This window comes from Rhodopseudomonas telluris, assembly GCF_042432815.1.
GTDB lineage: Bacteria > Pseudomonadota > Alphaproteobacteria > Rhizobiales > Xanthobacteraceae > Rhodopseudomonas > Rhodopseudomonas telluris.
Map to the genome: position 1 here is coordinate 207,594 of NZ_JBHLWM010000012.1, position 25,984 is coordinate 233,577.

Consider the following 25,984-nt stretch of genomic DNA (forward strand, 5'->3'; position numbering starts at 1 on the left):
GCGAAAGCCGGGCGTCTCGACGGATGCGCCGCGAGTCACCGACGCGAGGCCCCGCCGCAACCCTCAGCCGGCACAATGCCCCGTCCTCTGCGACGCGCGGTCGCGGCGATTCTTTCGGGTCGGGTATCGCGCTGCGGTGACGCCGTGCGCAGCGCCGATTAACCTCGGGAAATTCCTGATTCGGATGGCACGCATGACCACCACCCCCATCTGCCCGGCCTGCAACGAACCGCTCGAACTGATCGGCAACCGCCCGCTGGTGCAGGGGTATCAGGTCCGCGACTATCGCTGCGCCAAGTGCCAGACCACCAGCCACCACGCCACGCATTGGGACCACGCGCTGACCGCGCCGAATGGTCCGATCTATCACGAGTAGGCGCTGGCCTTAGCGCCGTGCCGTCCGCGCGGCGTCGCCGTGCTGCACCGCAGCGGCTTCATCGACGATTAGCCATCGCGCACGATCGCGTCCGCGCGGCGTCCGAATTTGTCGTTGCGCATGGCGGGCGCCGGATTTGCCGGTTAGGTTGATCGTCTCCGCGGCCGCGCATCGCCGCTGCCGCGCCGGCGAGTCACACGGGGGGCCTTTCATGACCGACGAAGTCACGGCGTTTCTGATGTTCACCACGCTCTGCAGCGCCTTCCTGATCGGCCTGATGCTCACCTACGCCCGCCGCCTCAACCGCCTCCGCGCCACCGTCGCCGTCCTCAGCCAGGTCAACGACATGGTCCCGCAACGGCGGGACCAGCGGTAGACACGAGCGCACCGCGGCCCCGCAAGCCGCGCGTCGCAGCCCCGCATAGCCCAACGCAGCCTTATCCTCGGCCAACCCCACCCGTCATTCCGGGACGTACGCGGCGCAGCTGTGGCCGAAGGCGGAATCCCGCGGCAAGGTGCCGAGCCGCACTACGCAGCACGGCGTAGCGCCGGGCCGCGCAGCACGAACGTCACGCCGTCGCGAGTGCTGACATGGCCGAGCCGCGCCAGCGCGGCGAGTACATCTGCGACCTTGGCATCGGTCGTTCGCGTCCGCCTGAACTGCGCAGCCAGCGTCTTGGCATCGATCGCACCCGGCGCCGCCGCGAGCGCCGCGAACACCGCGGCGGTTTGCTCCACCGGGTTGGTCGGAAAGGCGGGCTTTTGCTGGGCTTCGCCGAGGTCGAGCGTGGCGGCGACTTGCGCGCCGTCTTCGGCAACCGCCTGCTTGTCGACGCCCTTGGCAAAGCGCGGGATCTGATAGTCCGGCCTCAGCCAGCGCACCAGCCCACGTTTCTCCTCGGCGGCGCGCTGCTTGTTCAAGGCGACCAACCGCGCCAAGATCTCGTCGTCGGACAAATCCGCCGGCCAGCCGTAAGCTTCGGCCACGGCGACGTCGAGCTTGTCGTGAAGCTCCTTCAGGATCAGGACCAGCCCGTCGTCGAAGATGCGCTGTTCGTCCGGCGTCAGCACATTGCTCTCCGCGTTCTGGCCGCGCATCCCCGTCTCCCCGTCATGGCCGGGCTCGTCCCGGCCATCCACGCCTTTCTTAGCTCTGCGACCGGAAGGCGTGGATCCCCGGGACGAGCCCGGGGATGACGACTTTGCTTGTGGAATCGCTCCCGCCCTGATCCGCTCCAGTACGTTGTAAAGCCCGGTCAGCGTCAGATGCGGATGCTCAGCCAGCACACGCTTGCGATGCGCGTCGAGCTCTTCGGCGATGCCGCGGATGACGTGTTTCTGTATTGGATTGGCGTTGGGGAAGGGGAAGGGGTCGAAGCAGCGGGATTTCGAGTAGCGCGGATCGTTGCCGACGCCGAGCCAGCCGCCGGCGCGGAGTGCCCAGACGACATGCATGCGGGAGGATAACATGCCGAGTATCGTTGCGTCGTCGCACGCGATCGCGACCAACATGTTGTCCGGAATGATCGAGGTATCCAAAAATTGGAATACCCGATGTTTGGCCGTCTCGACAGTTACTAAATAACGCGGAAGGTCTGTGAGAGCAGGTCTTAGCTCTTTCCGAGGCTCGCCAAAGACCCACCAATGCCTGCGGTAACTCTCCCGGTTATTGCGGTCTCTCTCGGTCTTCACCGTCGTCGTGAGATGTTGGTAGATCTCCGGAAAATGCCTTCTGACATCGATTTCGTCGAGCCCGAAAAGATCAATCACTTTAACGTCGCGCGCTCGGTTCGTGAGATCGCGTCCATTTCGATAATCTTTGACGTACGAATCCAAGCCTGGACGTCTTCCAAGCCCGAGGTGAATGGCCTCCTGTTTGGATACAATAAAGCCAGAGCCATGCAACTTGACGCCGGGTGAGCAAAGACCTGCGTTTGCTTCCAAGATTTTTGCTGCGGTTACATCCACACCGACAGTTAGGTCAGAGTTGATGAATCCTTCGTGCGGCTTGAGCTTGATCTCGGGGAAGTCCGTGTCGAGGCCCGCCTCATGCCACACTTCCTGTAAGATGCCTTCGCTTGTACCTGCGACTCCCGCCGTCATCGCAATTCGCACCGCCGCTGCATCTGGTGTCGCCTTCGTCCAGGGATGATCCGGAATCGCCATGATCAGCGAGATCGGCTTCTTCGCCTTGAGGTGCTTCTCCATCACCCGACGCTGAAACACCTGCGAGATCGAATTTGTCGTCACCAATCCGAAACGGCGCAGCACCGTGCCCTTGCGCGTCAGCAGCTCAGCGGCGTGATCCCACCAATACATCACGAAGTCGGCCGACTCGTTCATTCGTGGATGCGCGGCCCATAACGCTTCGGCGTAGGGCAGCCGCGCACGGATGTCCTTGCCGCCGATGAACGGCGGATTCCCCACGATGAACTCCGCCGCAGGCCATTCCGGCCGCCGCGGGTTGGGGTAGGTTTCCTTGCCCCGCACGACCTTCGGCAGCGGTGCGCCGTCCCAATCGAGCACGGCGTTCTTCACCTTGATGTTCCGAAAGGCTTGCAGGATCGGCTCTTCCGGCGGTCCGCCCTTAATGCGGAAGTGCCATTGCAGATAGCCGATCCACAGCACCAGCTCGGCGATCGCCGCCGCACGCGGGTTGATCTCGAGGCCGAGGAATTGCTGCGGGTCGACACTGTGTGATCCTAGCCCGCGCAGCGCTTCCTGACCGCCGAGGTCGAGCAGGGCCTCCAGCACTTCGCCTTCGAGGCGCTTCATCAATTCGAGCGCGACATAGAGGAAATTGCCGGTGCCGCAGGCCGGGTCGAGCACCCGCGTGTGACAGAGCTGATCGTGAAATGCCTGCACCGCCGCGGCCGCGCGCTTGAGATCGCCACTGCTGCGGAAGGTTTCGGCGGTCGCCTGGACATTGCGCCAGTCTTCGCGCAGCGGCTCGATCACCGTTGCGATCACCAGCCGCTCGACATAGGCGCGCGGCGTGTAGTGAGCGCCGAGCTTCTTGCGATCCTGGGGATCGAGCGCCTGTTCGAGCAGCGTGCCAAAGATCGACGGATCCACCTCGTTCCAGTCGTGGTCGGCCGCGCGGCGTAGTTCGCCGATTTCTTCGCGGCCGAGCGACAGCGCGGCCCGCGTCCGAAAGAACTCTCCATTGAACCGCTTCACCTTTGCTTTCAGCGAGTGCGCCCAAGTGCCGAGGTCCATCGCCTCCCACAGCTGGGTCACTTCAGGCACGAACGTTTCGGGATGCTGTTCGCACCCTTCCAGCAGCGTTTTGAATGCCTTCTTCGGCAGCAGCCCGACGTCCTCGGCGAACATCGTGAACAGGCAGCGCATCAGAAACATCGCGACGTCTTCGGGAGAGTACGTCTTCTCCAAGGCCAGCGACACCTGTGCGAGTCGCTTGGCGATGTCACGCGTGACCTTGGCGGATTTCTGCGTCGGGTCCAACGATTGCGGTTCGTTCCAGATCGACTGCAGGCGGTCGCGGACGTCGTCGTTGCGCAAGTCTTCGAGGTATATGCGGAAGCTCTGCCGATCCGGAAACTGCGTGTAGTTCTTGCCCTGTCCGGAAAAGTCGGCATAGACCTCGATGCAATGGCCGACGTCGCAGACCAGGATGAAGGGCGGCCAGCCGTGCGCGGCGGGCAGGGCGCGCGCGTAGTCCTCGGCCTGGCGCTTGGCATTCAGCATCAGCACGTCCCATGCGCGTTCCGCGCCGCGGCGTCCGCGCGCGACGTCGTCGCGTTCGGAATCGACGAAGTCTTGTCCCAGTCTGATTTGGTTGCGTTGACCGGGGCGCCGGCTCTGTTTGGCCTCGAGCACGAAGCTGTTCTTCTTGTAGAGGTCGATACGTCCCCACGACTCTCCGTCGTTACTGATCACTTTGACGACGCGTTCGAAGACGTAGTCGTTGTGATCGTGCGTAGCACCGGCCGGCTGAGGGTGGTCGACGTTGATGACGTCGCAAAGCTCGGTGAGGAACAGGCCGTAGTTTGCGCGCTCCTGCCCGCCTTCCTGATTCTGCCAGCGCGTGATGAATTGTTCGACGGGATCGCGCGCCAAATGACTCATGAACACAACCAGAACGGGCAAGTATGCAGAAGGATCGAAATATCGGACGATAATCATCGATTGTGTGAATAAGAAAATGCAACCTTAGGAGAGGTTGGTCGGCCGGCCCGAGAGCGAGGTTTTGTCCGGAGGCGCGAGGAAGTCGCAATCAGCGTTGCCGCAGCTTTGTCACCAGTTTGCCGTACCGGCCCGGATCGAAAAGCCTAGCGAAATCAACGTCGCGCCGTAACGGCGAGCCGGTCGCAACAAAATGGCCGGCCGTCGCCGCGCGGTGCGGGTAACCATTTGATAGAAATGTGGAAAATCGCCGCAAGTGGCGCCGCGTGCCGGCTAGCCGCTCTCGCTTCTCGTTCGCCGCTGCAGCGCTTGCGACGAGCCGACCGACTACGTCCCGAACTGCTCGCTGAGGATCCGCTCCTCGAGGCTGTGGCCGGGGTCGAACAGCATGCGCATCGCGATGGTCTTGTCGGAAATCACTTCGACGCGGCGGACGTCGCGGGCTTCGTCGTGATCGGCGACGGCGGCGACCGGGCGCTTGTCGACTTCGAGCACTTCGATCACCACGAAGGCGTTGTCGGGCAAGAGCGCGCCGCGCCAGCGCCGTGGCCGGAACGCGGAGATCGGCGTCAGCGCAAGTAACTGCGCGTTGATCGGCAGGATCGGGCCCTGCGCCGAGAGGTTGTAGGCGGTCGAACCGGCCGGCGTCGCGACCAGGATCCCGTCGGCGACGAGCTCGTGCATGCGCTCGCGTTCGTCGATGATGATGCGCAGCCGCGCGGCCTGATGGGTCTGGCGGAACAGCGAGACTTCGTTGATGGCGTGGTGGATGTGCACTTCGCCGTAGATATCGGTGGCGCGCATCAGCAGCGGGTGGATCACGGTCTCGCGCGCCGCGGCGAGGCGTCGATGCAGATCGTGGGTCGAATACTCGTTCATCAGGAAGCCGACCGTGCCGCGATGCATGCCGTAGATCGGCTTGCCGGTCCGCATGTGCTGATGCAGCGTCTGCAGCATCAAGCCGTCACCGCCGAGCGCGACGACGACGTCGGCGTCCTGCGGATCGTGATTGCCGTATTGCGACGCGAGCTGCGCCAGCGCGGCCTGCGCTTCGGCGCTGGTGCTCGCCACGAAGGCGATGCGGTCTTGTCGCGGGGACGTGCTCATGTGGCGGGCTCGGCGCAGGCTCTGGCTCGAAACGCCGCGACTGAAGCGGATTTCGTTGCCGTCGTCTATACGACGTTTCCGTGGTTTGTCGAGCCGTCGCCCACGGTGCGTTGCGCGCCGCGATGTGCAGAGGCTGCGGCGCCCACGGGGACGCCGCAGCCTCTCACGCGATCGATCCTTGCGGCGCGGCGCGATCAGTACGAGCCGCCGGCTCCGGCAATCGCCGTGGCGAGCGAGGTGTATTCCTCGCAGCTCGTATTGCCGCAGAGCGCGGCGATGCGGTCGAGATGATATTGCGCGCGCTCGCGGTTGCCCTGTTCGACCTGCCACAGGCCGTAATACTGCCAGGTCTTGGTGTGGTTCGGATCGGTCTTCAGCGCGCGCTCGTACCACGCCTGCGCGAGCTTGTAGTCGCCGAGCTTGCGATACGAATAGCCGATCAGCGTTGCCACCGAGGCGTTGTCGTCGTGCTGCAGCGCCTTGAGCTGATCGATCGCCGCCGCGTAGTCGGCGCGGTCGTACACGGTCGCGTAAGCGGCGCGATAGCCGTCCTGGAAACGCTGCTCCGAGCGCTTGTCCTTCTTCTTGTCGCCGGACTTGGTGTCCGAGGACGGAGGCGGCGAGGGGGTGGAGTCGCCCGCCGCATAGGCGGCGGTCAGCGCCGGCGGCGCGATCAGCGCGGCCGAGAGCAGGGCAAAGGCGAGCAGTCGCAGTCGTCCGGTCATCGCAGGTCTCCTGTCATCAAGCCGATTCACGCCGAGCGGCCCGCGCTATCAACCCCGCGCGCCGCCGTTCAATCCCGCCGGGGCCGCTCTCCGCCGCGAAGCTGACAGCCCATTCATACGGATGAACCCAAGCTGCCGTTTCACTTCAGCTTCGGTTCAAACGGTGCGGCCTAGCGTCGCGACATGATCGGAAGCCCGGCCGGCGGGCTCACGGTCGAAGCTTCACCAGCCGGCTGTGATTTTGCAACCAACTTCGTTCAACGAAGGAGACCACCATGATCAAGTCCTTGTCAGCCGCTCTGCTCGCCGTCTCGATGCTCACCGCGCCGGCCTTCGCCGCCGGGGCCGAGAAGACTCCGGCTGCCCCCGCTGCGGCGACCGCGACCGACGCCGCCAAGCCGTCCGCGACGCCGATGGCGCAGACCAAGGTCGCGCCGAAGGCCAAGGCGCATGTCGCCCGTCATCACCACCGCGCCGTGCACCACAAGCTGAACAAGCAGAGCAGCCTGCGCGGCCATCAGCACGTCGCCAAGGCCAGCGTGCAGAGCAACGCCAAGCAGCATCTGTCGAAGGCTTCGATCCGCCCCGCAGTAGCCCCCAAGCGCGGCTAAGGATCGGACGCTGCGGCCGCACCGGTTCACCACCCCCGGTGCGGCTGCGGCACGCGGCGCGTGCAGCCGGCTTTGATTCAACGCGCGAAGCGGTTATTGCTGCGGCGTTGCCGTTTACATCCAAGAGCCTGCCGTGCCTGTCTCTGCCCGTCGCCTCGTGCTCGCGCTCGCCGCCGCCGCCACGCTCGGCGGTTGTATCACCGGCGGCGATTCAGGCCCGCCCGATGCCGGCGGCGATGGCGTGCAGCCGTTTCCGGCGAATTATCGCAGCGAAATCCCGGCGTTTCTCCGCAGCTATCTGAACAATCCGGTCGGCCTGCGCGACGCCATGATGGCCGAGCCGGTGCAGCGCGACGTCGGCGGCCGGATGCGTTTCGTTTCGTGTCTGCGTTTCACCCCGCAGGGCGGCCGGCCGCAGGACATCGCGATCGTTCACGTCAACGGCCGGCTCGATCGCGTCGCCGCCAACGCGACGGAGCTGTGCGCGGCCGCGGTTTATGCGCCGTTTCCCGAGCTGGAAAAATTGTCGCGATAGCGCGGACCAAATCACAACCCAGCGCGACTAATCTGATGATCAGGGCGAGTTCCGACCTGTTGTCCGGCTGTCACAGTCCGGCTCCAACCTTGCTGCGGCCTTGCCGTGGGGCAACCAAATTCGCGCCATCTTGTTTTGAGCACATCGGACGACATCGAACGAGGGACACGATGAAGAAAGTTCTGCTCAGCGCCGCTGCGATCTGCGCGCTCACCGCGCCCGCTTTCGCTGCCGATCTCGGCCCGCGCACCTACGCCAAGGCGCCGCCGCCAGCCTACACTGCGCCCGAAGTGGTGTATAACTGGACGGGCTTCTACATCGGCGGCAACGTCGGCGGTGCGTTCGCCGGAAGTAATAACATCCAAAGCGATGCCGGCCGCTTCATGGGCGGTGTGCAGGGCGGCTTCGACTATCAGTTCGCGCCCAACTGGGTGGTCGGTGTCGAGGCGCAGTACAGCTGGATGGCCTCGAACAACACCGGCGTGCTGTTCTCGGGCGGCAGCACCGCGACCGAAAACACCCGCGGTCTCGGCTCGGTCACCGGCCGGCTCGGCTACACCTGGGGCCCGGCGCTGCTCTACGCCAAGGGCGGTTACGCGTTCCGCGATTCCAGCCTGGGCGTGCTCGATGCCACTGGTGCCGCCGCGGGCTACTCGACCTCGGGCAGCCGCAACGACGGCTATACGGTCGGCGCCGGCCTCGAATACATGTTCGCGCCGAGCTGGTCCGCCAAGGTCGAGTACCAGTACTACAAGTTCGGCGACACCAACTTCACCGGTGGTCCGGCCGACGTGGTCGGCACCTCGTTCCGCAACGACGATCACACCGTCAAGGCCGGTATCAACTACCGGTTCGGCTGGGGCGGCCCCGCGGTCGCGAAGTACTGAGACAGCCAATTCCACGATACGAAAGGCCGGCTCCAGTGCCGGCCTTTTTTGTTGCGCGGGGGCCGGCCGGCGCGCGGGAATCGAAGGTTAACGAGTGTTAAATCCCCGGAAAAATATCGGGCGGGACTCGGGAACCAGAATCGCCCGATGGTCGCCGCATGACGACGATCTCGAAAACCCTGCTCGAGGGGATCCCGGTCGGCCTGACGCTGGCGCTGCTGGTTGCCTGCGCGGTCAACGTCGTGGTGCTGGCCCGCTGGCTGTAGCCCGCCGGCTTTCGGGACGCGGCAAGCTGTTGATCGGCATCAAAGCCGCGGACACAGGAGACGGCGAATATCGTCGCTGTCGCCCGCTGCGCCGCGTCGCATGTCACGCGCCGGTGCATTGACCGCACCACGGGAGGATAAGTCCGATGTCCGAATTCGATATTCTCGTGATCGCTGCTGCTGCGCTGTCGACGCTGGTGATCTGGCTTGGCGTGGTGATCCAGGGCCGCATCGCCGCGGCATTGGCGTCGCGGCACTAGGTCGACCACCGTCGGCTGACCGAGGTCTAACGCCCGGGCGGGCCGCGGGGCGATCGTCAGCCGAACATGAACCAGGCTGCGACGCCGAGCAGCGGGATCACCGCGACGGCGATCATCAGTAACGGGGTAGGTTCGTTGCCTTTGCGGCTCGGATCGTCGAATTTGTCGCTCATGCCGGGGCAAGGCGCGGCATGGCGATCCGTTCCTATCCGTGTCAGTGCGCCTCGGCGCGCGCTCATCCTGGGCACTCCCGCCACCGGGCGCTAAGCTCCGTCCCATGACCGCTGCCGAGAGCTTCGAGACGGCCCAGATGGCGATCGAGCTGTGAGCGATCCGGCGCCTTGCGAAACTTGCCAGCCCGGCCTTGTCGTCAACGGCCCGCGCTGCTAGCTGTCTCGACGCAGCGTGCCTCGCCGGCGTAGCACAGCGGTAGTGCAGCGGTTTTGTAAACCGAAGGTCGGGAGTTCGATCCTCTCCGCCGGCACCATGCATCCCTTGTGAAGCTTGGGGATCCGGCCCGCGTTAACGATTCGCTCGTCACACCGAGCGATCGGACCCGGATTCCTTGTCGCGCGTTAGGCTAACCGGCGCTTCGCTGCCGCGCCTTAACTCATCCGGCAAGCTTTTCAACTACCCTCGGTGCCATGGCTATGAAACCTGCGACCTCGCGCGCCGCGCTGGCGATTCTGCTCATGACCGTGACGGCGGCGCCCGCCTGCGCCGACAGCGGAGGCTTCGGCGTGGTGATTCCGGGCCGGCCCGGCGTTCCGATCATCATCAACGGCCGCGACGTGTCCTACACGGTGGTCGAGGGCGATTGGGGGCTCGAGCGCGGCGTGCACCGGCAGCCGACGTTCTACGGCAGCCGCCCGGTGCGTCTGCCGGAGGTCGGTCACTATTATCCGGGCTCGAACCGCCTGCCGGGTTACGGCCGGCTGGAAATCGAGCCGCCGGCGAACCGGCAATTGCCCAAGCCGGCCGAGAGCTTCAGTCAATCCTGGGAGGTCGAGTCGCGGCCTCCGCAGCCGGCGCCGCCGATGGTTCCGATGGACCCGCCGCAGGTGATCATCGCGCCGCCGCTGGAAGAGGGCGGGCGGCTGCCGCCGCCGAATTTCCGCGGGCCGCGAGGCTAGCCGCTGCGTTGGCTTTCAACCGCACCGATCTCGATCGACGACCAACCCCAACGATAACAAAGCAAGAAACAGCACCCATCCGGAGAGTAACATGCGTCAGATGATTTCGGGTTTGATGGCGGCGGTGGCCGTCGTGACCGTCAGCGCCGCGCCGGCGCTGGCGTGCGGCGGCGGGCTGTTCGCCGGCGCCTGCGCGCCGTGTGGCGCGGTCAGCGCCTGCGGCTCGCCGGCCTATGTGCCATATGATTACGGCTACGGCGCCGGTTACGGCTCGGCGGAGTTCGAGCGGCTGCCCGACCCGACCCGCTATTACTACGTCAATCAGGGGCCGACCTATTCGGGCCCGGGCAATTTCGCACCGGTCGCGACATATGACGATCGCCCGGTCTCGGTATGGCGCACCGGCTCGGCCTATACCGGCGGCGTCTATGCCAATGCGATGACGCACCAATATGTCGGCGGTCCCGTGGCGACGGGACCGGTCGTTTACAGCTATGGCCGCCGCCATATGCGGCATCACCATCGCTACGGCATGTATTACGGCGCCGCGTATCGCGGGCAACATGGCGCGCCGCGCTACGCCCATGCGCCGCGTCATCATCGTCCGTACGGGCCGGTACTGCGCCGCAATTACTGATCGGCAAACTTTAACGCCAAGCGCCCGTCCGCAGCGATGCGGGCGGGCGTTTGTTTTGGGGTCTCAAGGGATGCCGTAGGCGTTGTGGCTACATCCGTCGAGGCGTGCTTCGCACGCGCCTCAGGATGACGACCCGGCATCGAGGGGGGCTGCATCGGTCAGCCCTTCGACAACCGTTCAGCGCATCAGGCCGAGCCGGCTCGCGCCGATATAAAGTGCCAGCGCCGCGGCGTTGGAGACGTTGAGGCTCTTGATCTCGCCCGGCATGTCGAGCCGCGCCACCACGCTGCAGGTCTCTCGCGTCAGCTGCCGCAGACCCTTGCCCTCGGCGCCGAGCACCAGCGCCAGCGGCGCGTGCAGGTCGACGGCCGCAAGATCGGCACCGCCCTCGCTGTCCAGCCCGACCGTGAGAAAGCCGCGTTTGTTCAGCTCGGTCAGCGCGCGGGCGAGGTTCTGCACCAGCACCAGCGGCACCAGCTCCAGCGCGCCGGAGGCGGATTTTGCTAGCACGCCGGTCGCTTCCGGGCTGTGCCGGGCGGTGGTGACGATTGCCTTCACGGCGAACGCCGCGGCCGATCGCAGAATCGCGCCGACATTATGCGGATCGGTGATCTGGTCGAGCACCAGCACGATGCCGTCGTCGGGCAGGGTGTCGATCCGCGGCCCATCCAGCGGATCGGCTTCGGCCAGCATGCCCTGATGCACCGCATCCGGGCCGAGGCGGTGGTCGATATCGCCCGGACGGACGATTTCGGGCGTCATCTTGGGAACGATGCCCTCGTCGGCGAGCTTGCGGGCGGCGTTCTCGGTGAGCAGCAGCCTGCGGATTCGGCGCTTCGGGTTGGCCAGCGCCGCCGTGACGGTGTGCCAGCCGTAGAGAATCGCGATGCCCTCGGGCTCGCGTTCGCGCGGCGCGCGGCGGTGGAAGCGCGGCGGCCCGCCCCGTGGGCGGTCGTCGCGGCGCTGAAAGCGCGGATTTCGGTCTTTTGGACTCATGGCGCGCTTGTCCCACGGCCTCGTCGCCAAGGCAATTTCCCCAACCGGATCGATGCGTCGAGAAAATGTCATAGGATTGGTTGACTTGGCCCCCCCGCATCGCCCATAACCGCGCCGCGTTGCAGGCCCGCCCGCGGGCTCGCTGCGGCTGTCCGGTTCCGGTTTTGCCTGCCACAGGCGTGCGGCCCGGTGGCACAGGGCGGGGGAGTGTCCCGAGTGGCAAAGGGAGCTGACTGTAAATCAGCCGCCTCATGGCTTCGCAGGTTCGAGTCCTGCCTCCCCCACCATCTGATAAGCTTCTGGAACAATTGAACGATCAAAGCGCGGGCGATTGCCGCGCCGCTGCGGTTCAGCGGACTGTGGTTGGCCGGGGCCGATCCTGATCCTGCACACGATCGGACCGCTTCTGCCAAGCTTCCGGCCGGGAGGAGCGCCGGCTTCCGATCGCCGGGACCTGTCGCTGTTCAAGCTGTCGGCGAAGAGGAGACGCATCGCGGCGGCGGGGTGACGCTCCGCATCCATCGTGTGCTTGGTCGGCAGGAATTCCATCTCCACGGCTGAACCGCCTCTGAGAGGAGCCGTGGCGCGTGGCTCGCTTGGTCATCTGGCGATCTCGCATCGACTGATCGTCTTGTCGCTCTAATTATCGATCGGGAGGAGCACGACCGTCGGCGGAGTGGAGGCGTTCGACGAGTATTCGCGATCAGAGCTACGTCGTCGCTTCAATCCTCTCGCTGTCGCTTCGTCGACGAGTGATGAAGTGCGTTGATACCAGCCATCCGTACTCCAAGTGAGAATGCACTGCCGTTCGATTGCAGGCAGTACAGCTTGTTCCAGATGCGTCGTGGTTTTGGAATTGGTCGGGAAATTCCGTCAACTTATTATCACGCCCCATTGGAGGGGTTCTGTTCGCGTCAACCACCATCGGATGGGCGAACAGGCCTGCATTCATTCTCTTGGGGGACATCATGTTGAACTTGAACTTCATCACGAAGCCACTGCGTGACCTGCTGCGTGTGGTTGTCAGCGGAGCGACCTTGATCGTCGTCGGCGGCACAGCGTCCGCCGATCCGGTCAGCCCGGCCGGGTGGACAACCGGCATTGCGCTGGGCGCGCCGCTACCGGAAGGGGTGTACTTCATCAACACCGCGACCTATTTCGAGCGCTCCAAATCGGGATCGCCGACGATCGACGCCGGCGTCAACATTCCCGTGCTGGCATGGGCGACGCCGCTGACGATCTTTGGCGGCCGAGTCGAGGTGCTCGGCATCGTTCCGGAGCTCGCTGTCAGCGTCAATCCGAACACGCCGACCAGCGCTGCATGGCGCGATTTCTACAATCCCGCCGGCCTCGTCGGCATCGCCTGGGATCTCGGTGGCGGTTGGGGCTTCGCCAACTATGTGGGGGCCTTCGCTCCGGTCAATACCGCGCTCGGCAACACGCTCAATCTCGGCGGCAATTACTGGACGTTTCTCGAAATCGCGACGCTCGCCTACAATCACGACAGCTGGAGCGCCAGCGCGAACTTCACCTATTCGAGCAGCGGCAGCGATCGCGATACCGGCATTCACATCCAGCCCGACACGGCGCAGATCGATTTCGCGATCTCCAAGCACTTCAACAAGTGGGAGGTCGGCTTCGTCGGCTATGGCTCGACCGATCTGGGCACGCCGTGGGCCGGTCGCACGCTCGGCCTTTACGACAAGAAGCAAAGCCGGTTCGCGCTTGGCGGCCTCGTCGGCTACAATTTCGGCCCGGTGATCACGCAGTTCTATCTGACGCGGGATGTCGCCGAGAGCAATTACAACGGCTACGATACCAGGTTCTGGTCTCGGGTCATCGTGCCGCTGTGGAATCCCGAGGCGAGGGTGACGAAGAAGCCGCTGATCACCAAGTACTAAGGTGGCCCCGAGCAGCTGGCGCAGCGATCATCGAGATCGCGGCGCCGGCACCATCTCGCGCCCGACGACATTCAGGGCCGGCTCTGTCACGACGTCGATCAGGCGGCGCGGCCCGTGAACTCGGCCACCCATCCCGACGCGTCGCTGAGATAGCGGACCGCTTTGATCCGCCGCGACTCGGTGAGGCGGAAATTGTGCTCGAGACCAGCCGGCACGACGACAAAGTCGCCGCGGCCGACGAACAGATCGGCCCGGCGGCCGTCGACGATCACGCCGAAGATGCCCTGGCCGTCGAGAATGTGGCGAATTTCGTCGCCCGGATGACGATGCCAGCCCTCGAATTTGCTGGCGAGCTGTTCGTTATCCTTGCGGCTCGGATGCAGCACGATCAGGTCGCGCGACGGAAAGTCGGGGCGCGGCGGCAGCGCGGCGAGCACATCGCGTGTCGCCTCGTCGTCGAGCAGCTCGCGTTCGAGCAGCGGAGCCAGCGCCGCCGGCACGTCGCGCCGTTCGACGATGATGCCGAAGGCGGCAGCGAGCGTCGTGAGATCGTCAGCAGTCGCTTCGCGACCGTCCTCGAACAGAAGCCTGGCCATGAGATTCGATGTTCCTTGTTGCGGGGGGGGGGGCTTGGGGTCAGCTGTGCGAGAAGGTCGGATGGGCGGCGAGGCCGTCCCCGTAAAGTTCGGCGACGTAGTCGGTGAGGCCGGAGACGCCGCAGGCATCGGCCCGGCATGGCTTGCAGTCGTGGAACACGCGCAGGTGACACTCCGCCTCGGCGCGGGCGACGTAACGCTTCATCAGGCCCGGAGCGGGCAGGTGGGCGAACCGGTGCTGCGGGATCAGCGGGATGATGTTGATCAGCTGTGCGCCGGCCGCGGCGACCCGCGCGGCGATATCGCCGATATGATCCTCGTTGACCGTCGGGATCAGAACCGTGTTGACCTTGATCGTGAGTCCGCGCGCCGCTGCCCGCGCGATGCCAGCGAGCTGATTGGCGATCAGGCGTTCGCCCGCCGCGACGCCGTCGAGGCGATGGCGGTGCCAGGCAATCTTGGGCGTGATCTGCGCCTGGATGGCCGGATCGACGGCGTTGACGGTGACGGTCAGCGTTTCGACGCCGAGCTGGGCGATCTGATCGATGGATTCGGGCAGCATCAGGCCGTTGGTCGACAGGCAGAGCGTGAGATTCGGCCAGCGCGACCGCACGCGCGCGAAGACGTCGAGCGCATGCTCGCTGGCCAGCGGATCGCCGGGGCCGGCAATGCCCACGACGGACAGCGTAGGGCACGATTCCACGGCGCGCTCGACGATCGCCACGGCCTGGTCCGGCGTCAGCAGCCGCGCCGCGCTCGCCGGCCGCGGATCCTGGCGACCAAAGTCCCGTTTGCAGAACGCGCAATCGATGTTGCAGTCCGGACTGACCGGCAGATGCAGCCGCTCCGCCTGCGCGTGACCCTCAGGTGTCGGGCTGAAACAGGGATGGCGATCTTCCAGCGCAGGGACCGCCGGCGTGGGCGCCGGCTGGGCGTCTCGGGCGATCGATCCGATGCGGACGGTCATGCGGCGTGCCGCCCGTGCAGCAGTGTGCTGCCTGTGAGTTCGCGGACGACCGCGTCAACGGTGTCGTCGGTCTCGAAAACGAGGATGCCGAGTGCGTTGAGCCGATTGATTCCGCATTCGCCGATCTTTGCGACGACGACCGCGCGGCAATCGGCGACGAGATCGACCGAAACGTCGAGCGGATCGCGCCGCTGCTCGCTGCGATCCGCGCCGCAGGCCGGCGTATTCCGCCTCGTTTCGAGAAGCCGCGCCTGCGGGCCGGACATGTCCCAGATCTGGAACTGCAGCGCATAGCCGAAATGATCAGTGGCGCCGACGCCATTGCCGGTTGCGATGGCGATCTTGATCTGTCCGGCGTCGTTGGGCGGCAGTTTCATCCAGGGCTATCCGGTCGGTGATCGGAGAAGGCGTTCCGCCTCGAGCGGAACGAGCCACCAATTAGTTAGCGCGTCCTGGAGAGGAATGTCTTTCGTTGTATGGCTGTCGAGACTAACTGCGTTCTCTCGATTGCGGATTCCTTTCCATGCGATGCTAAGCCGATGCGATTTTGGTATCTTGTTGCCGTTTTGATCGCTCCGCAGTGGCCAGCGGCATAACGCGTCTAACGTCGGTCGATCTTTCCAACCGCACCTTGCTGGCTCCCTACGAAGGCACGGCCGAATGCCGGAAATAAATCAGTCGTCACTTCAGTCGATTTCAAAACAAAGCGGCTGCGATAGCGGCCCTGATGTCGTGTTCGTTCTGAACTACGCGGCGCGTATTGACGCTGCGGAGGGGTAGGGATCACTGTGGTCGTGATCGAACGGGCCGACGCGACCACGGCGGCGGCAAAGCAGAAAGACGAATCGTGAGTCTGGCTGAATTCGCGGAGACGACTCATCGCGTTCCTGCCGGTGTGCTGGACCTGATCGGCAATACGCCGCTGGTCGAGTTGACGCGGCTCGACGCCGGCCCATGTCGGCTGTTCGCGAAACTCGAAGGGCAGAACCCCGGTGGCTCGATCAAGGATCGGCCGGCCCTGGCCATGATCGAGGCGTTTGAGCGCAGCGGCGAACTGAGACCGGGCGGCACGCTGGTGGAGGCGACCGCCGGCAACACCGGGCTCGGCCTGGCGCTGATTGCGGCGCTCAAGGGCTATCGTTTGGTCCTGGTGATCCCCGACAAGATGAGCCGTGAGAAGGTGCTGCACCTCAAGGCGATGGGCGCCGAGGTGGTGATGACCCGCTCCGATGTGGGCAAGGGCCATCCGGCCTACTATCAGGATCTTGCCGCGAAGATTACGTCCGAGACTCCCGGCGCGGTGTTCGTCAATCAATTCGCCAATCCGGCCAATCCGCTGGCGCATGAATCCGGCACCGCGCCGGAGATCTGGGATCAGATGGATCGCAGGGTTGATGCGGTCGTGTGCGGCATCGGCTCCGGCGGTACGCTGACCGGCATCGCCCGGTTCTTCGCGCGCGCCTCGCCGTCGACCGAGATCATTCTCGCAGACCCGCAGGGGTCGGTGCTGGTCGACGTCGTCGAGGGGCGGATGCCGGGGCCGGTCGGCAACTGGCTGGTCGAGGGCATCGGCGAGGACTTTGTGCCGGCCAATGCCGAGTTGCGGCTGGTCAGCCGCGGGTATTCCGTGAGCGATGCGGAGTCGTTTCACGCCGCGCGCGAACTGCTCCGCAAGGAGGGCATTCTGGCGGGCTCCTCGTCGGGGACCTTGCTGGCGGCCGCGATGCGCTATTGCCGTGAACAGCAACGCCCCAAGCGCGTCGTCACGCTGCTGCCGGACGGCGGCAACAAATATCTGTCGAAGATGTTCAACGACACCTGGATGGCCGATCAAGGCTTCGTCGCGCGGCGCCACGACGGCGACCTGCGCGATCTGATCGTGCGGCGCCACGACGAGGGTGCGTCGATCACGGTCGGCCCCGACGACACGCTGAACTTCGCCTATTCGCGGATGAAGCTCTACGAAGTGTCGCAGCTTCCGGTGCTCGTCGACGATCGGGTGGTCGGGATCATCGACGAATCCGATCTGCTGATGGCGACGATCGGCGATCCGGCGAAGTTCGCCGAGCCCGTCAAGCTTGCGATGAGCACGCGCGTCGAGACGGTGCAGCCGTCGGCTCCGTTCGAGAGTCTGATGCCGGTGTTCAACCGCGGCCACGTCGTTGTCGTGGTCGATGGCGCGCGGTTCCTCGGCCTCATCACCCGCATCGACCTGATCAACCACCTGCGCAGCAAAGTGCACTGACGAGGCTTTTCGACATGGACAAACCGACCAATCTCCGTCCGCGCGGTGCCAACACCCGCGCGGTGCACGGCGGCCAGCGCTACGATCCGTCGACCGGCGCGGTGACGACGCCGATCTACGCGACCTCGACGTTCGTACAGTCGGCACCCGGCGTGCATCAGGGTTACGAATACGCGCGGTCGCAAAACCCGACCCGCGCCGCGTTCGAGGCCGCGATCGCCGATGCCGAGCGCGGCCACGCCGGCTTTGCCTTCGCGTCCGGCCTTGCGGCCGAAGCGGCGCTGTTGGAGATCGCCGGGCAGGGCAGTCATATCGTCGCCTCTGACGATCTCTATGGCGGCAGCTGGCGGCTGTTTCATCGGGTGCGCAGCCACTCGGCGGGTCTTTCGATCACACACGTCGATCCGGCTAATCTCGACTCGCTGCGCGATGCGATCCGGCCGAACACCGCTTTCATCTGGATCGAGACGCCGAGCAATCCGACGCTGCGGCTCGCCGACCTCGAGGCGATCGCCGCGATCGGACGTGAGCGCGGCGTGCTCACCGTGGTCGACAACACCTTCGCATCGCCGGCGGTTCAGCGACCGCTGGATCACGGCATCGATATCGTGGTGCATTCGGTGACCAAGTATATCGGCGGCCATTCCGACATCGTCGGCGGCGCTATCGTGGTGCGCGATCCGGACCTGGCGCAGAAGCTGCAATTCCTGCAGAACGCCACCGGCGGAATCCTCGATCCGTTTTCGAGTTTCCTGGCGCTGCGCGGCATCAAGACGTTGCCGCTGCGGGTGCAGCGTCACAGCAGCAACGCGCTCGCCGTGGCGCGGTGGCTCGATGCCCATCCCAAGGTCGAGGGGGTGGTCTATCCCGGCCTCAATCATCATCCGCAGCATGCCCTCGCGGTGCGGCAGATGAACGGCGGCGGCGGCATGATCGCCGCCTATCTGAAGGCCGACGATCAGCAGGTCGTCGATGTGCTGGGCCGCTTCAAGCTGTTCGCGCTGGCCGAAAGTCTGGGAGCGGTCGAGAGCCTGGTCGGGCAGCCGTGGAGCATGAGCCACGGTTCGCTGCCAGAGGCCGATCGGCTGGCGCGCGACATCCGGCCCAATTTGATCCGGCTGTCGATCGGCATCGAAGACGTCGAGGACCTGACCGACGATCTCGAACAGGCGCTCTCCATTCTCTAGCCGCGTCCGCCACCCCCCGCCGCTAATAAGCGGCGGCGAGACCCGGCTGGATCGTGTACTCCTCGAGGAGATCGGCGTGATGGCGCTGGGCGACGTCCGGGTGCGACCGGAGCCGGCCCTTGAGATAGTTGCGCCCAACATCGCGGAACAATGGGTTCTGCGGATCCTGGGTGACGCCGCGAGCGTAGTCGGCGAGTTCGGGTGGCAGCGTGAGCTGTGGCACGGTGGCGTCGAGCCGCGCGCCGAGAAAGAACGCGACCGACAGCCGGTCGGTGCCCGGCGGCGGGGACACCACGCGATGGACATTGGCGCGGAGCGCGCCATTCGACGCCAGTTCGAGAATTTCACCGATATTGACGACGAATGAGCCGGGCAGCGGCGGCGCATCGATCCAGCCATCGTCAGTCTCGACCTGCAGGCCGGCGACGCTGTCCTGCAACAGGATGGTGACGAAGCCGGAGTCCTTGTGGGCGCCGACGCCTTGGTCGCTGTCGCCTGCGCTGCGCCCGGGATAGCGGATCAGCTTGATGAGCTGATTCGGTGCGGGCGCGTAGATCGGCTCGAACACGTCTTCCGACTGGCCGAGCGCGGCGGCGAATACGCGCAGCACCTTGATCGCCAGCGCGGTCACCTCCTGCTGATAGCGCAGCAACAGCGGCTTCAGCTCCGGCTGCGCAGCGGGCCATTGGTTGGGACCTTGCAGACGCGTCCACGGCGGCGCAGAGCGGCTGAACGGAAACGCCTCGCGCTCGGCGCCGACGTCGAGCTGTTCCCGCCAATCGGGCTGACCACGGGTGAATTCGCGGCCGGCGCGGGTATAGCCCCGGAAATGGGGCGAGTTGATCATCTCGACACCGAGCTTGTCGGACTCCGGCAGCGCAAAGAAATTACGCGACGCGATCAGTACGTCTCGGATCAGGCGATCCGAAATTCCGTGTCCGGTCAGGTAGAAAAATCCTGGGCCAAACGCTGCGTCGCGGACGTCGCGAAGAAACTCCGCGCGTTGCGCCGTGTCGCTGCGAAATCGGCCAAGATCGAGCACTGGAAGAGGCAAGGACGAAGCGGACATTGCGAGGCTCCAACGATTGGTCCGGCGACGATGATGCGTGCGAGCGATGTAGCTGTCGAGGCACCGACGAAAATAGCACCGGCCATGCTGTCGAGCGCGCTTGGACGGCGTATTTGTTTTACGACCACGCAGGTGCGTGGTCCGTCCTTGCTAATGACGTGAGTTGATGGCGCTTTTCGATTGGCTCTGAAGAGTCGTTTGGCGTCGGTCGGTAGGACGATGTTTGTGGTTTGTTAGCCTGTCATTGGATACCTGCCGCATTAATCGTCCCGTTCGATGCGCGCATGCCGAATACGTTTTTCCTACAGGCGAACTAATTTGGACGAACCAACTACCCGCGCGAATTGAAAACACTGAGGTCGATCTCTAGCATCAATTGTCGTCGAAGGAGTTTGCTCAGCTGCATTTAGCTGAGCGGAGGGTCTTTGCGCGAGATCGGAGACTGAGGTGCTGTCAGCAGCCGTATCGGTGGCGATTGGTGGCACCTGTTGGAAGTTGCAAGCCGCTGTTCAATTCTGAAGGAGCCCGTCATGTCGCTACAAGCCGTGCAGCCGCCGCCCCTCAGCAACATAGACACGCTGGCGCTGCACGGCGGCTCGTTCCGCGCCGATCCGGCCACCGGCGCCACGCAGGTGCCGATCTATCAGAGCACCTCGTTTGATCTGCAGACCACCGAGCGGGCCGACCGGCTGGTGAACTTCGAGGAGTTCGGCTTCGTCTATTCGCGGATCGGCAATCCGACCGCGCATGTGCTGGAAGAGCGGCTGGCGGCGCTCGAGGGTGGCGCCGCGGCGTTGGCGCTGGCGTCGGGGCAGGCGGCGGTCGCGTTGTCGGTGCTGACGCTGGTGCAGGCCGGCGACAACATCGTTACCGGCACGGATCTCTACGGCGGCACCTGGAATTTCTTCGCCAACCGGCTGAAGCAATTCGGCATCGAGGCGCGCTTTGTCGATCCGGCCGATCCCGAGGCATTTCGCGCCGCCACCGACGATCGGACCCGCTTGTACTTCGGCGAGACGTTGCCGAACCCCAAGCTCAACGTGTTCCCGATTCGCGAGGTCGCCGATATCGGCCGCAGCTTCGGCATCCCGCTGATCATTGACAACACCGCGGCGCCGCTGCTGGCGCGGCCGATCGACCACGGTGCGGCGATCGTGGTGCATTCGGCCACCAAATACATTGGCGGCCACGGCACCACGATCGGCGGCGTCATCATCGACAGCGGCCTGTTCCCGTGGGAGGAGTTCGCCGACCGTCACCGGCTGATCACCGGTCCGGATCCGTCCTACAACGGCCGCACTTGGCCGGACATCGCGCGTCCCTTCGGCCCGGTCGCCTACGCCTTCGCGGCGCGCGCCGGGTTGCTCCGCGATCTCGGTCCGGCGTTGTCGCCGCAGAGTGCATTTCAGCTCATCCAGGGCGTCGAGACGCTGCCGCTGCGTATCCGCCAGCAGACCGCCAACGCGGCGCGGATCGCCGACTATCTGGCGCAGCATCCCAAGGTCGAGAGTGTGATTTATCCCGGCCTGCAGAGCGGCGAGGCGCGACGCCGCGCCGACACGTATTTGAAAGGCGGCTATGGCGCGCTGGTCGGGTTCGAGCTGCCGGGCGGCTTTGTCGCCGGCCGGCGCTTCATCGACTCGCTGAAGCTTTTGTTCCACGTCGCCAATATCGGCGACGCCCACAGCCTGGCAATCCATCCGTCGTCGACCACCCATGCCCAGCTCGCGCCCGACAAGCAGCTCGCCGCCGGCGTCACCCCCGGTTACGTGCGACTGTCGATCGGCATCGAGAGTGTCGACGACATCATCGCCGACATCGCCCAGGCGCTCGACGCGACCTGATCGCTCTCAGCCTCCGGGAGGCGTACATGGCGCTCAATCTGAAGAATCCCCAGGTCGAAACCCGCGACCAGCGGCTCGGCACCATCACCCAGTGGGAAGGCGGCGCCGGGCAACTGGTCAAGGACTCGGCCTTCACCTACGGCTGCGCCAAGGGCTGCAACAATGGCGGGCGCCGGCTGTGCGAACGGTCTACACCGTTCGCGCAGGCCTCGATGTGCGCCGAGCACATCGCCGTGACCAACGCCACCATCATCCAGGATTCGGTGGTGGTGCAGCATTCGCCGATCGGCTGCGCGGCGAGCCAGTCCTTCACGGCGCGCTACTATCGCGATCTTGCCGCACGCCGCGGCTGGAAGCTCGAAGACCCGAAGTCGATCTGCACCAATCTTGGCGAGCAGGACATGGTGTTCGGGGGCGTCGCGCGGCTGGAAGACACCATCCGCGAGGCCTATGAGCGCCACAAGCCGCGAGTGATCTTCGTCGCCACGTCGTGCGCAACCGGCATCATTGGCGATGACGTCGATGGCGCCGCCAAGCGGGTGGAGGACGAGATCGGCATTCCGGTCGTCACGTTGCATTGCGAGGGTTTCAAGTCGAAGCACTGGTCGAGCGGCTGGGATGTGATCGAACACGGCATTCTGCGCCGGCTGGTGCCGCATACGCCGACCAAGCAGCCGGACCTGATCAACGTCATTCACCTCGGTGGACCCGACGTGTTCTCGCCGCTGCTCAATCCGCTCGGGCTGCGCGTCAATCTGGTGATGGGCGGCAACACGCTGGAGCGGCTGGCGCAGATGTCGGAGGCCGCCGCCACAGTGACGATGTGCTTCGTACTGTCTTATCTCGCCACCGGGCTCGAACAGGAATTCGGCGTGCCGGAGGTGAGGGCGCCACTGCCTTACGGGCTCGACGCCACCGACAACTGGCTGCGCGACATCGCCCGGCTGACCGGCACCGAGGACAAGGTCGAAGCGGTGATCGAAGGCGAGCGCGCGCGGATCGCACCGGAGCTGGCGCGCCTGCGCAAGGCGCTGACCGGCAAGCGCGGCTTCGTGGCTGCCGGTGCGGCCTTCGCGCACGGGCTGCTGGCGGATTTGCGCGAACTCGGCGTCACGGTCGACGACGCGTTCTCGTTCCACCACGATCCGATTAGCGATTCCGGCGATTCTCAACAGGATTCGCTCGGCCATCTGGTCGACGCCTGGGGCGACATCCCCAACTACACGGTCAGCCCCGACCAGCATTTCCAGGCCCATGCCGCGCTGCTGCGCGCCAAGCCGGATTTCGTCATCTGCCGCCACACCGGCACGCTCGCTGTGCTGGCCGGGCGGATGGGCATTCCGGTGCTGCCGATTTTCTATTCCAACGACGGGCTCGGTTACGAGGGGCTGCTCTCCATCGGCCGCGCCATTCTGCGCGTGCTGCCGCGCAAGCGCTTCTACGCCGATGTCGCCGCGCACAGTTCGTTTCCGTATCAGCCATGGTGGTTGGCGGAAACCGATCCTTACGCGCCGATCGGCGAGCCCGCCTGAGTATGTCGTGCCGACAGGGAGAGCCTCGTCCCCGTCATTGCGAGGAGCGAAGCGACGAAGCAATCCAGCGCAGTGCACGGACCTGGATTGCTTCGCTTCGCTCGCAATGACGGGGTTGAGGACGATGAATAGAATCGAGAATGAAACCATGTTGTCTCCCGTCACCAACGCTCAGGATCCCACCGGCGCGTTCTGCTCATCGCCCGGTGCGATCGAGCAGGTCCGCTACGGCTGCAGCCTGGGCGCGCTGGCCAGCGTCATCGCCATCCCAGGCGCGATCCCGATCACGCATTGCGGGCCCGGCTGCGCTACCAAGCAGTTCCACGCGCTGTCCGGCATCAACGCCTATCAGGGCGGCGAATTCCACGTGCCGAGTACCAATCTCGGCAATCAGGAAGTGATCTTCGGCGGTGCCGACCGGCTCGACGAGCTGATCGCTTCGACCCTCAAGGTGATGGAAGCCGATCTGTTCGTGGTGCAGACCGGCTGTATTCCGGGTCTGGTCGGCGACGATGTCGGCAGCGTGGTGCGCAAATATCAGAAGCGCGGGGTGCCGATCGTGTTCGCCGAGACCAGCGGCTATCGCGGCAATAACTTCACCGGCCACGAGACGGTGATCCGCGCCATCATCGACCAGTTCTTCGACGTCCGCGATGCGCCGCTGCAGCGCGGCCTGATCAATGTCTGGTCGCTGCTGCCCTATCAGAATCCGTTCTGGCGAGGCGATCTGTCCGAGATCCGGCGGATCCTCGAAGGAATCGGACTGCAGGTAAACATCCTGTTCGGGCCGGCCTCGGCCGGGGTCACCGAATGGCGTGCGATCCCGCGGGCGCAGTTCAATCTCGTGCTGTCGCCATGGCTCGGGCTATCGACCGCGGAGCATCTCGAGGAGCTCTACGGTCAGCCGTTCCTGCACGAGCCGACGATCCCGATCGGCGCCAAGGCCACGAGTACGTTCCTGCGCCGGGTGGTCGAGTTCGCCGATCTCGATCGCGCCGAAGCCGAGTCCTTCATCGCCCGCGAAGAGAAGGAGCACTACATCTATCTGCGCGACTTCGCCTGCTTCTATGCCGGCTCGACCAGCCAGTACCGGCTGCCCTCGCAGGCGATCGTGGTCAGCGAGAGCGCCTATAATCTCGCGGTTGCGAGCTTCCTGGTCGAACAGCTCGGTCTCAATCCGGGGCCGTTCGTGATTAGTGAAAATCCGCCGGAGGAGCGGCGCGAAGCCATCCAGAAGTCCTACCGCGCTCTGGCGGACCATGCCGGCGCCGAGGCGGTATTCGAGCAGGACGGCAAGCGCATCCACGAGATCGTGCGCGCGACTGATTTCGCCGGCGAGCTGCCGATCGTGTTCGGCTCGACCTGGGAGGCGGCATTGGCCGACGAGATCGGCGCGCCGCTGGTCGAGATCGGCTATCCGTGCACAGACGAGGTCGTATTGTCGCGCGCCTATGTGGGCTATCGCGGCGCGTTGCAACTGATCGAGCGCACCTACACCACGGTGGTGCGCGCCAGCACCATGGGCTGAGCGGCCCCGACGGCGCGTCGCTCGGCGGCTTGCCGGCCGACAGGGGCGACGCGCTGCGCGGTGCGCACGACCTTGTCGATAATCTCAAGCGTCTCGTGAATCATCGCCGGTGTTACATCGAGATGGGTACAGGCGCGCAGGCGGCCGCCGAGGACAGAGATCAGCACGCCGTGGGCACGCAAGGCGGCGACGAAGGCGTCGTTCGACAGCCCGGTTTCAGCGATATCGAAGTAAACTAGGTTGGTTTCGGGAAACTGCACAGTGATCCCGTCGATCGTCGCCATCCGCGATGCCAGCAGCGCCGCGTTGGCGTGATCTTCGGCGAGGCGGTCGATATTGTGGTCGAGCGCGAACAGGCAGGCGGCGGCGCAGATGCCGGCCTGACGGAGCGAGCCGCCGAGCCGCTGCTTCCATCGCCAGACTTCGTCGATGAAATCGCGCGAGCCGGTGAGCACCGCCCCCAGCGGCGCGCCGAGGCCTTTGCTGAAATCGATCCAGACCGAATCCCAACCTTCGGCCATCCGCCGCGGCGAGACGTTAATGGCGACGCAGGCGTTCAGCAGCCGCGCGCCGTCCATGTGGGTCGCAAGGCCGGCGGCGCGCGCGATCGCTACGATGTCGTCCAGCGCGGGTTTGCTCCACACCGTGCCGCCGCCGAGATTCGTGGTCTGCTCGACGCTGACGAGTGTCTGCCTCGCCTGATGGCGATCCGGCGGCCGCAGGGTGGCAGCCAAGGCTTCCGGCGAGAACTGTCCGCGCGCTCCCGGAAGGGGGCGGATCTGAACGCCGCCTAGCGCCGCATGGGTGCAGCCTTCCAGCGAAACGATGTGCGAGGTCTCGTGGGCGAGAATCTCGTCGCCCGAGTGGCAGTGCGACAGCGTCGCCGCGATGTTGCAGATCGTGCCCGAGGCCATGAAGACGCCGGCCTCTTTGCCGAGCAGATCCGCGACCCGCGCGCACAGCGCATTGACGGTCGGGTCAGCGCCGATCTGTTCGTCGCCCACCGCTGCTTCCGCCATTGCTGCCCGCATCGCGGCGCTCGGTTGGGTCTGGGTATCCGACAGAAGATTGATCCGCACCGGCGGCAGACGTGGATCATCAGGGACGGGGGCGTAGACCACGCGAGGGACTTTCCTTCGTAGCATGGGCGAACGCAGACCGATCGCCGCCGTCCGCCGACGTCTTTCGGTCCATCGTGAAGATCGGCACGCCGGCGGCGACTGCGAGAACGATGTGACAGCCATTGATCGGCTTTTGGTCGATCGTATGTGGGACGATCATTAGAGGCCGGAACGAGGCCGTATTGAATTCCAAAGATCGCTCCGGCAAGTGAGCGCCATGCTTCCCGGCGCGAGCTTGGTGGCAGAGAATATACGCGATCTCACGCGGTCGGGGATCGGGGCACGGATGGACCGTGATCGGGGCCCAAAGGCTGA

The 25,984-nt window shown here is 65.1% G+C and carries 23 protein-coding genes and 2 tRNA genes; 16 read left to right on the forward strand and 9 right to left on the reverse strand.

What is annotated here, in order from left to right; all coding sequences use genetic code 11:
* Nucleotides 1–193 precede the first annotated feature (193 nt).
* Both ACFFJ6_RS24920 and ACFFJ6_RS24925 read left to right on the forward strand, forming a co-directional pair.
* Nucleotides 194–376 carry a hypothetical protein gene (locus ACFFJ6_RS24920; RefSeq protein ID WP_378393031.1) on the forward strand — a complete coding sequence of 61 codons (183 nt, stop codon included), beginning with the start codon at nt 194–196 and terminating at the stop codon, nt 374–376.
* 211 nt (nt 377–587) lie between these two features.
* Nucleotides 588–752 carry a hypothetical protein gene (locus tag ACFFJ6_RS24925; protein WP_378393033.1) on the forward strand — a complete coding sequence of 55 codons (165 nt, stop codon included), beginning with the start codon at nt 588–590 and terminating at the stop codon, nt 750–752.
* A gap of 152 nt (nt 753–904) precedes the next feature.
* On the opposite strand, the gene ACFFJ6_RS24930 is transcribed toward ACFFJ6_RS24925, so the two are convergent.
* The 3 genes from ACFFJ6_RS24930 to ACFFJ6_RS24940 form a co-directional block, all read right to left on the reverse strand.
* Nucleotides 905–4,465, reverse strand: a complete 3,561-nt coding sequence (locus tag ACFFJ6_RS24930; RefSeq protein WP_378393035.1) for a class I SAM-dependent DNA methyltransferase — start codon at nt 4,463–4,465, stop codon at nt 905–907.
* 384 nt (nt 4,466–4,849) lie between these two features.
* Nucleotides 4,850–5,629, reverse strand: a complete 780-nt coding sequence (locus tag ACFFJ6_RS24935; RefSeq protein ID WP_378393037.1) for an NAD kinase — start codon at nt 5,627–5,629, stop codon at nt 4,850–4,852.
* 194 nt (nt 5,630–5,823) lie between these two features.
* A complete protein-coding gene (locus ACFFJ6_RS24940) occupies nt 5,824–6,354 on the reverse strand; it encodes a tetratricopeptide repeat protein (protein WP_378393039.1) in 531 nt (176 codons plus the stop codon).
* 275 nt (nt 6,355–6,629) lie between these two features.
* On the opposite strand from ACFFJ6_RS24940, the gene ACFFJ6_RS24945 reads away from it, so the two are divergent.
* The 7 genes from ACFFJ6_RS24945 (at nt 6,630) to ACFFJ6_RS24975 (ending at nt 10,683) form a co-directional block, all read left to right on the forward strand.
* Nucleotides 6,630–6,965, forward strand: a complete 336-nt coding sequence (locus ACFFJ6_RS24945; RefSeq protein WP_378393041.1) for a hypothetical protein — start codon at nt 6,630–6,632, stop codon at nt 6,963–6,965.
* A 133-nt stretch (nt 6,966–7,098) separates the two neighbouring features.
* The gene (locus ACFFJ6_RS24950) at nt 7,099–7,500 is read left to right on the forward strand and encodes a hypothetical protein (protein WP_378393043.1); all 402 of its coding nucleotides are present in this window, start codon (nt 7,099–7,101) and stop codon (nt 7,498–7,500) included.
* Between the two features lie 170 nt (nt 7,501–7,670).
* Nucleotides 7,671–8,387, forward strand: a complete 717-nt coding sequence (locus ACFFJ6_RS24955) for an outer membrane beta-barrel protein (RefSeq protein ID WP_378393045.1) — start codon at nt 7,671–7,673, stop codon at nt 8,385–8,387.
* A 412-nt stretch (nt 8,388–8,799) separates the two neighbouring features.
* The gene (locus ACFFJ6_RS24960; RefSeq protein WP_378393047.1) at nt 8,800–8,913 is read left to right on the forward strand and encodes a sodium:solute symporter; all 114 of its coding nucleotides are present in this window, start codon (nt 8,800–8,802) and stop codon (nt 8,911–8,913) included.
* Between the two features lie 412 nt (nt 8,914–9,325).
* Nucleotides 9,326–9,400: transfer RNA gene (locus ACFFJ6_RS24965), tRNA-Thr, on the forward strand.
* Between the two features lie 163 nt (nt 9,401–9,563).
* Nucleotides 9,564–10,046 carry a hypothetical protein gene (locus ACFFJ6_RS24970; RefSeq protein WP_378393049.1) on the forward strand — a complete coding sequence of 161 codons (483 nt, stop codon included), beginning with the start codon at nt 9,564–9,566 and terminating at the stop codon, nt 10,044–10,046.
* A gap of 91 nt (nt 10,047–10,137) precedes the next feature.
* Nucleotides 10,138–10,683 carry a hypothetical protein gene (locus ACFFJ6_RS24975; RefSeq protein ID WP_378393051.1) on the forward strand — a complete coding sequence of 182 codons (546 nt, stop codon included), beginning with the start codon at nt 10,138–10,140 and terminating at the stop codon, nt 10,681–10,683.
* 177 nt (nt 10,684–10,860) lie between these two features.
* On the opposite strand, the gene rlmB is transcribed toward ACFFJ6_RS24975, so the two are convergent.
* Complete coding sequence (rlmB, locus tag ACFFJ6_RS24980) at nt 10,861–11,679, reverse strand: 23S rRNA (guanosine(2251)-2'-O)-methyltransferase RlmB (RefSeq protein ID WP_378393053.1); 819 nt, start codon at nt 11,677–11,679, stop codon at nt 10,861–10,863.
* A 201-nt stretch (nt 11,680–11,880) separates the two neighbouring features.
* On the opposite strand from rlmB, the gene ACFFJ6_RS24985 reads away from it, so the two are divergent.
* Both ACFFJ6_RS24985 and ACFFJ6_RS24990 read left to right on the forward strand, forming a co-directional pair.
* Nucleotides 11,881–11,966: transfer RNA gene (locus ACFFJ6_RS24985), tRNA-Tyr, on the forward strand.
* Nucleotides 11,967–12,647: 681 nt separating this feature from the next.
* Nucleotides 12,648–13,580, forward strand: a complete 933-nt coding sequence (locus ACFFJ6_RS24990; protein ID WP_378393055.1) for a transporter — start codon at nt 12,648–12,650, stop codon at nt 13,578–13,580.
* Between the two features lie 98 nt (nt 13,581–13,678).
* On the opposite strand, the gene ACFFJ6_RS24995 is transcribed toward ACFFJ6_RS24990, so the two are convergent.
* From ACFFJ6_RS24995 to ACFFJ6_RS25005, 3 genes are read right to left on the reverse strand one after another with little or no spacing between them, the layout of a single operon-like run.
* Nucleotides 13,679–14,176: a cupin domain-containing protein gene (locus tag ACFFJ6_RS24995; protein WP_378393057.1), complete on the reverse strand. Its 498-nt coding sequence runs from the start codon at nt 14,174–14,176 to the stop codon at nt 13,679–13,681.
* 40 nt (nt 14,177–14,216) lie between these two features.
* Nucleotides 14,217–15,143, reverse strand: a complete 927-nt coding sequence (locus tag ACFFJ6_RS25000) for a radical SAM protein (RefSeq protein ID WP_378393059.1) — start codon at nt 15,141–15,143, stop codon at nt 14,217–14,219.
* Nucleotides 15,140–15,520: a NifB/NifX family molybdenum-iron cluster-binding protein gene (locus ACFFJ6_RS25005; RefSeq protein ID WP_378393061.1), complete on the reverse strand. Its 381-nt coding sequence runs from the start codon at nt 15,518–15,520 to the stop codon at nt 15,140–15,142. Before ACFFJ6_RS25005 ends, ACFFJ6_RS25000 begins: the two co-directional genes overlap by 4 nt.
* 470 nt (nt 15,521–15,990) lie before the next feature.
* Between ACFFJ6_RS25005 and ACFFJ6_RS25010 the strand changes: the two genes are divergently transcribed.
* Nucleotides 15,991–17,388 (forward strand): pyridoxal-phosphate dependent enzyme, encoded by a 1,398-nt coding sequence (locus ACFFJ6_RS25010; protein ID WP_378393063.1) that lies wholly within the window; start codon nt 15,991–15,993, stop codon nt 17,386–17,388.
* Between the two features lie 14 nt (nt 17,389–17,402).
* Complete coding sequence (locus ACFFJ6_RS25015; protein WP_378393065.1) at nt 17,403–18,575, forward strand: trans-sulfuration enzyme family protein; 1,173 nt, start codon at nt 17,403–17,405, stop codon at nt 18,573–18,575.
* Between the two features lie 22 nt (nt 18,576–18,597).
* On the opposite strand, the gene ACFFJ6_RS25020 is transcribed toward ACFFJ6_RS25015, so the two are convergent.
* Complete coding sequence (locus ACFFJ6_RS25020) at nt 18,598–19,644, reverse strand: isopenicillin N synthase family dioxygenase (RefSeq protein ID WP_378393067.1); 1,047 nt, start codon at nt 19,642–19,644, stop codon at nt 18,598–18,600.
* A gap of 530 nt (nt 19,645–20,174) precedes the next feature.
* Here ACFFJ6_RS25020 and ACFFJ6_RS25025 point away from each other — a divergent pair.
* The 3 genes from ACFFJ6_RS25025 (at nt 20,175) to ACFFJ6_RS25035 (ending at nt 24,548) form a co-directional block, all read left to right on the forward strand.
* Complete coding sequence (locus tag ACFFJ6_RS25025) at nt 20,175–21,488, forward strand: O-acetylhomoserine aminocarboxypropyltransferase/cysteine synthase family protein (RefSeq protein WP_378393069.1); 1,314 nt, start codon at nt 20,175–20,177, stop codon at nt 21,486–21,488.
* A gap of 26 nt (nt 21,489–21,514) precedes the next feature.
* On the forward strand, nt 21,515–23,020 hold the full coding sequence (locus ACFFJ6_RS25030) for a nitrogenase component 1 (protein ID WP_378393071.1): 1,506 nt from the start codon (nt 21,515–21,517) through the stop codon (nt 23,018–23,020).
* 148 nt (nt 23,021–23,168) lie between these two features.
* Complete coding sequence (locus ACFFJ6_RS25035; RefSeq protein ID WP_378393073.1) at nt 23,169–24,548, forward strand: nitrogenase component 1; 1,380 nt, start codon at nt 23,169–23,171, stop codon at nt 24,546–24,548.
* Here the strand turns inward: ACFFJ6_RS25035 and ACFFJ6_RS25040 are convergent.
* Nucleotides 24,512–25,669, reverse strand: coding sequence for a threonine aldolase family protein (locus tag ACFFJ6_RS25040; protein WP_378393075.1), 1,158 nt, complete (start codon nt 25,667–25,669; stop codon nt 24,512–24,514). The genes ACFFJ6_RS25035 and ACFFJ6_RS25040 overlap by 37 nt on opposite strands.
* Between the last annotated feature and the right edge of the window lie 315 nt (nt 25,670–25,984).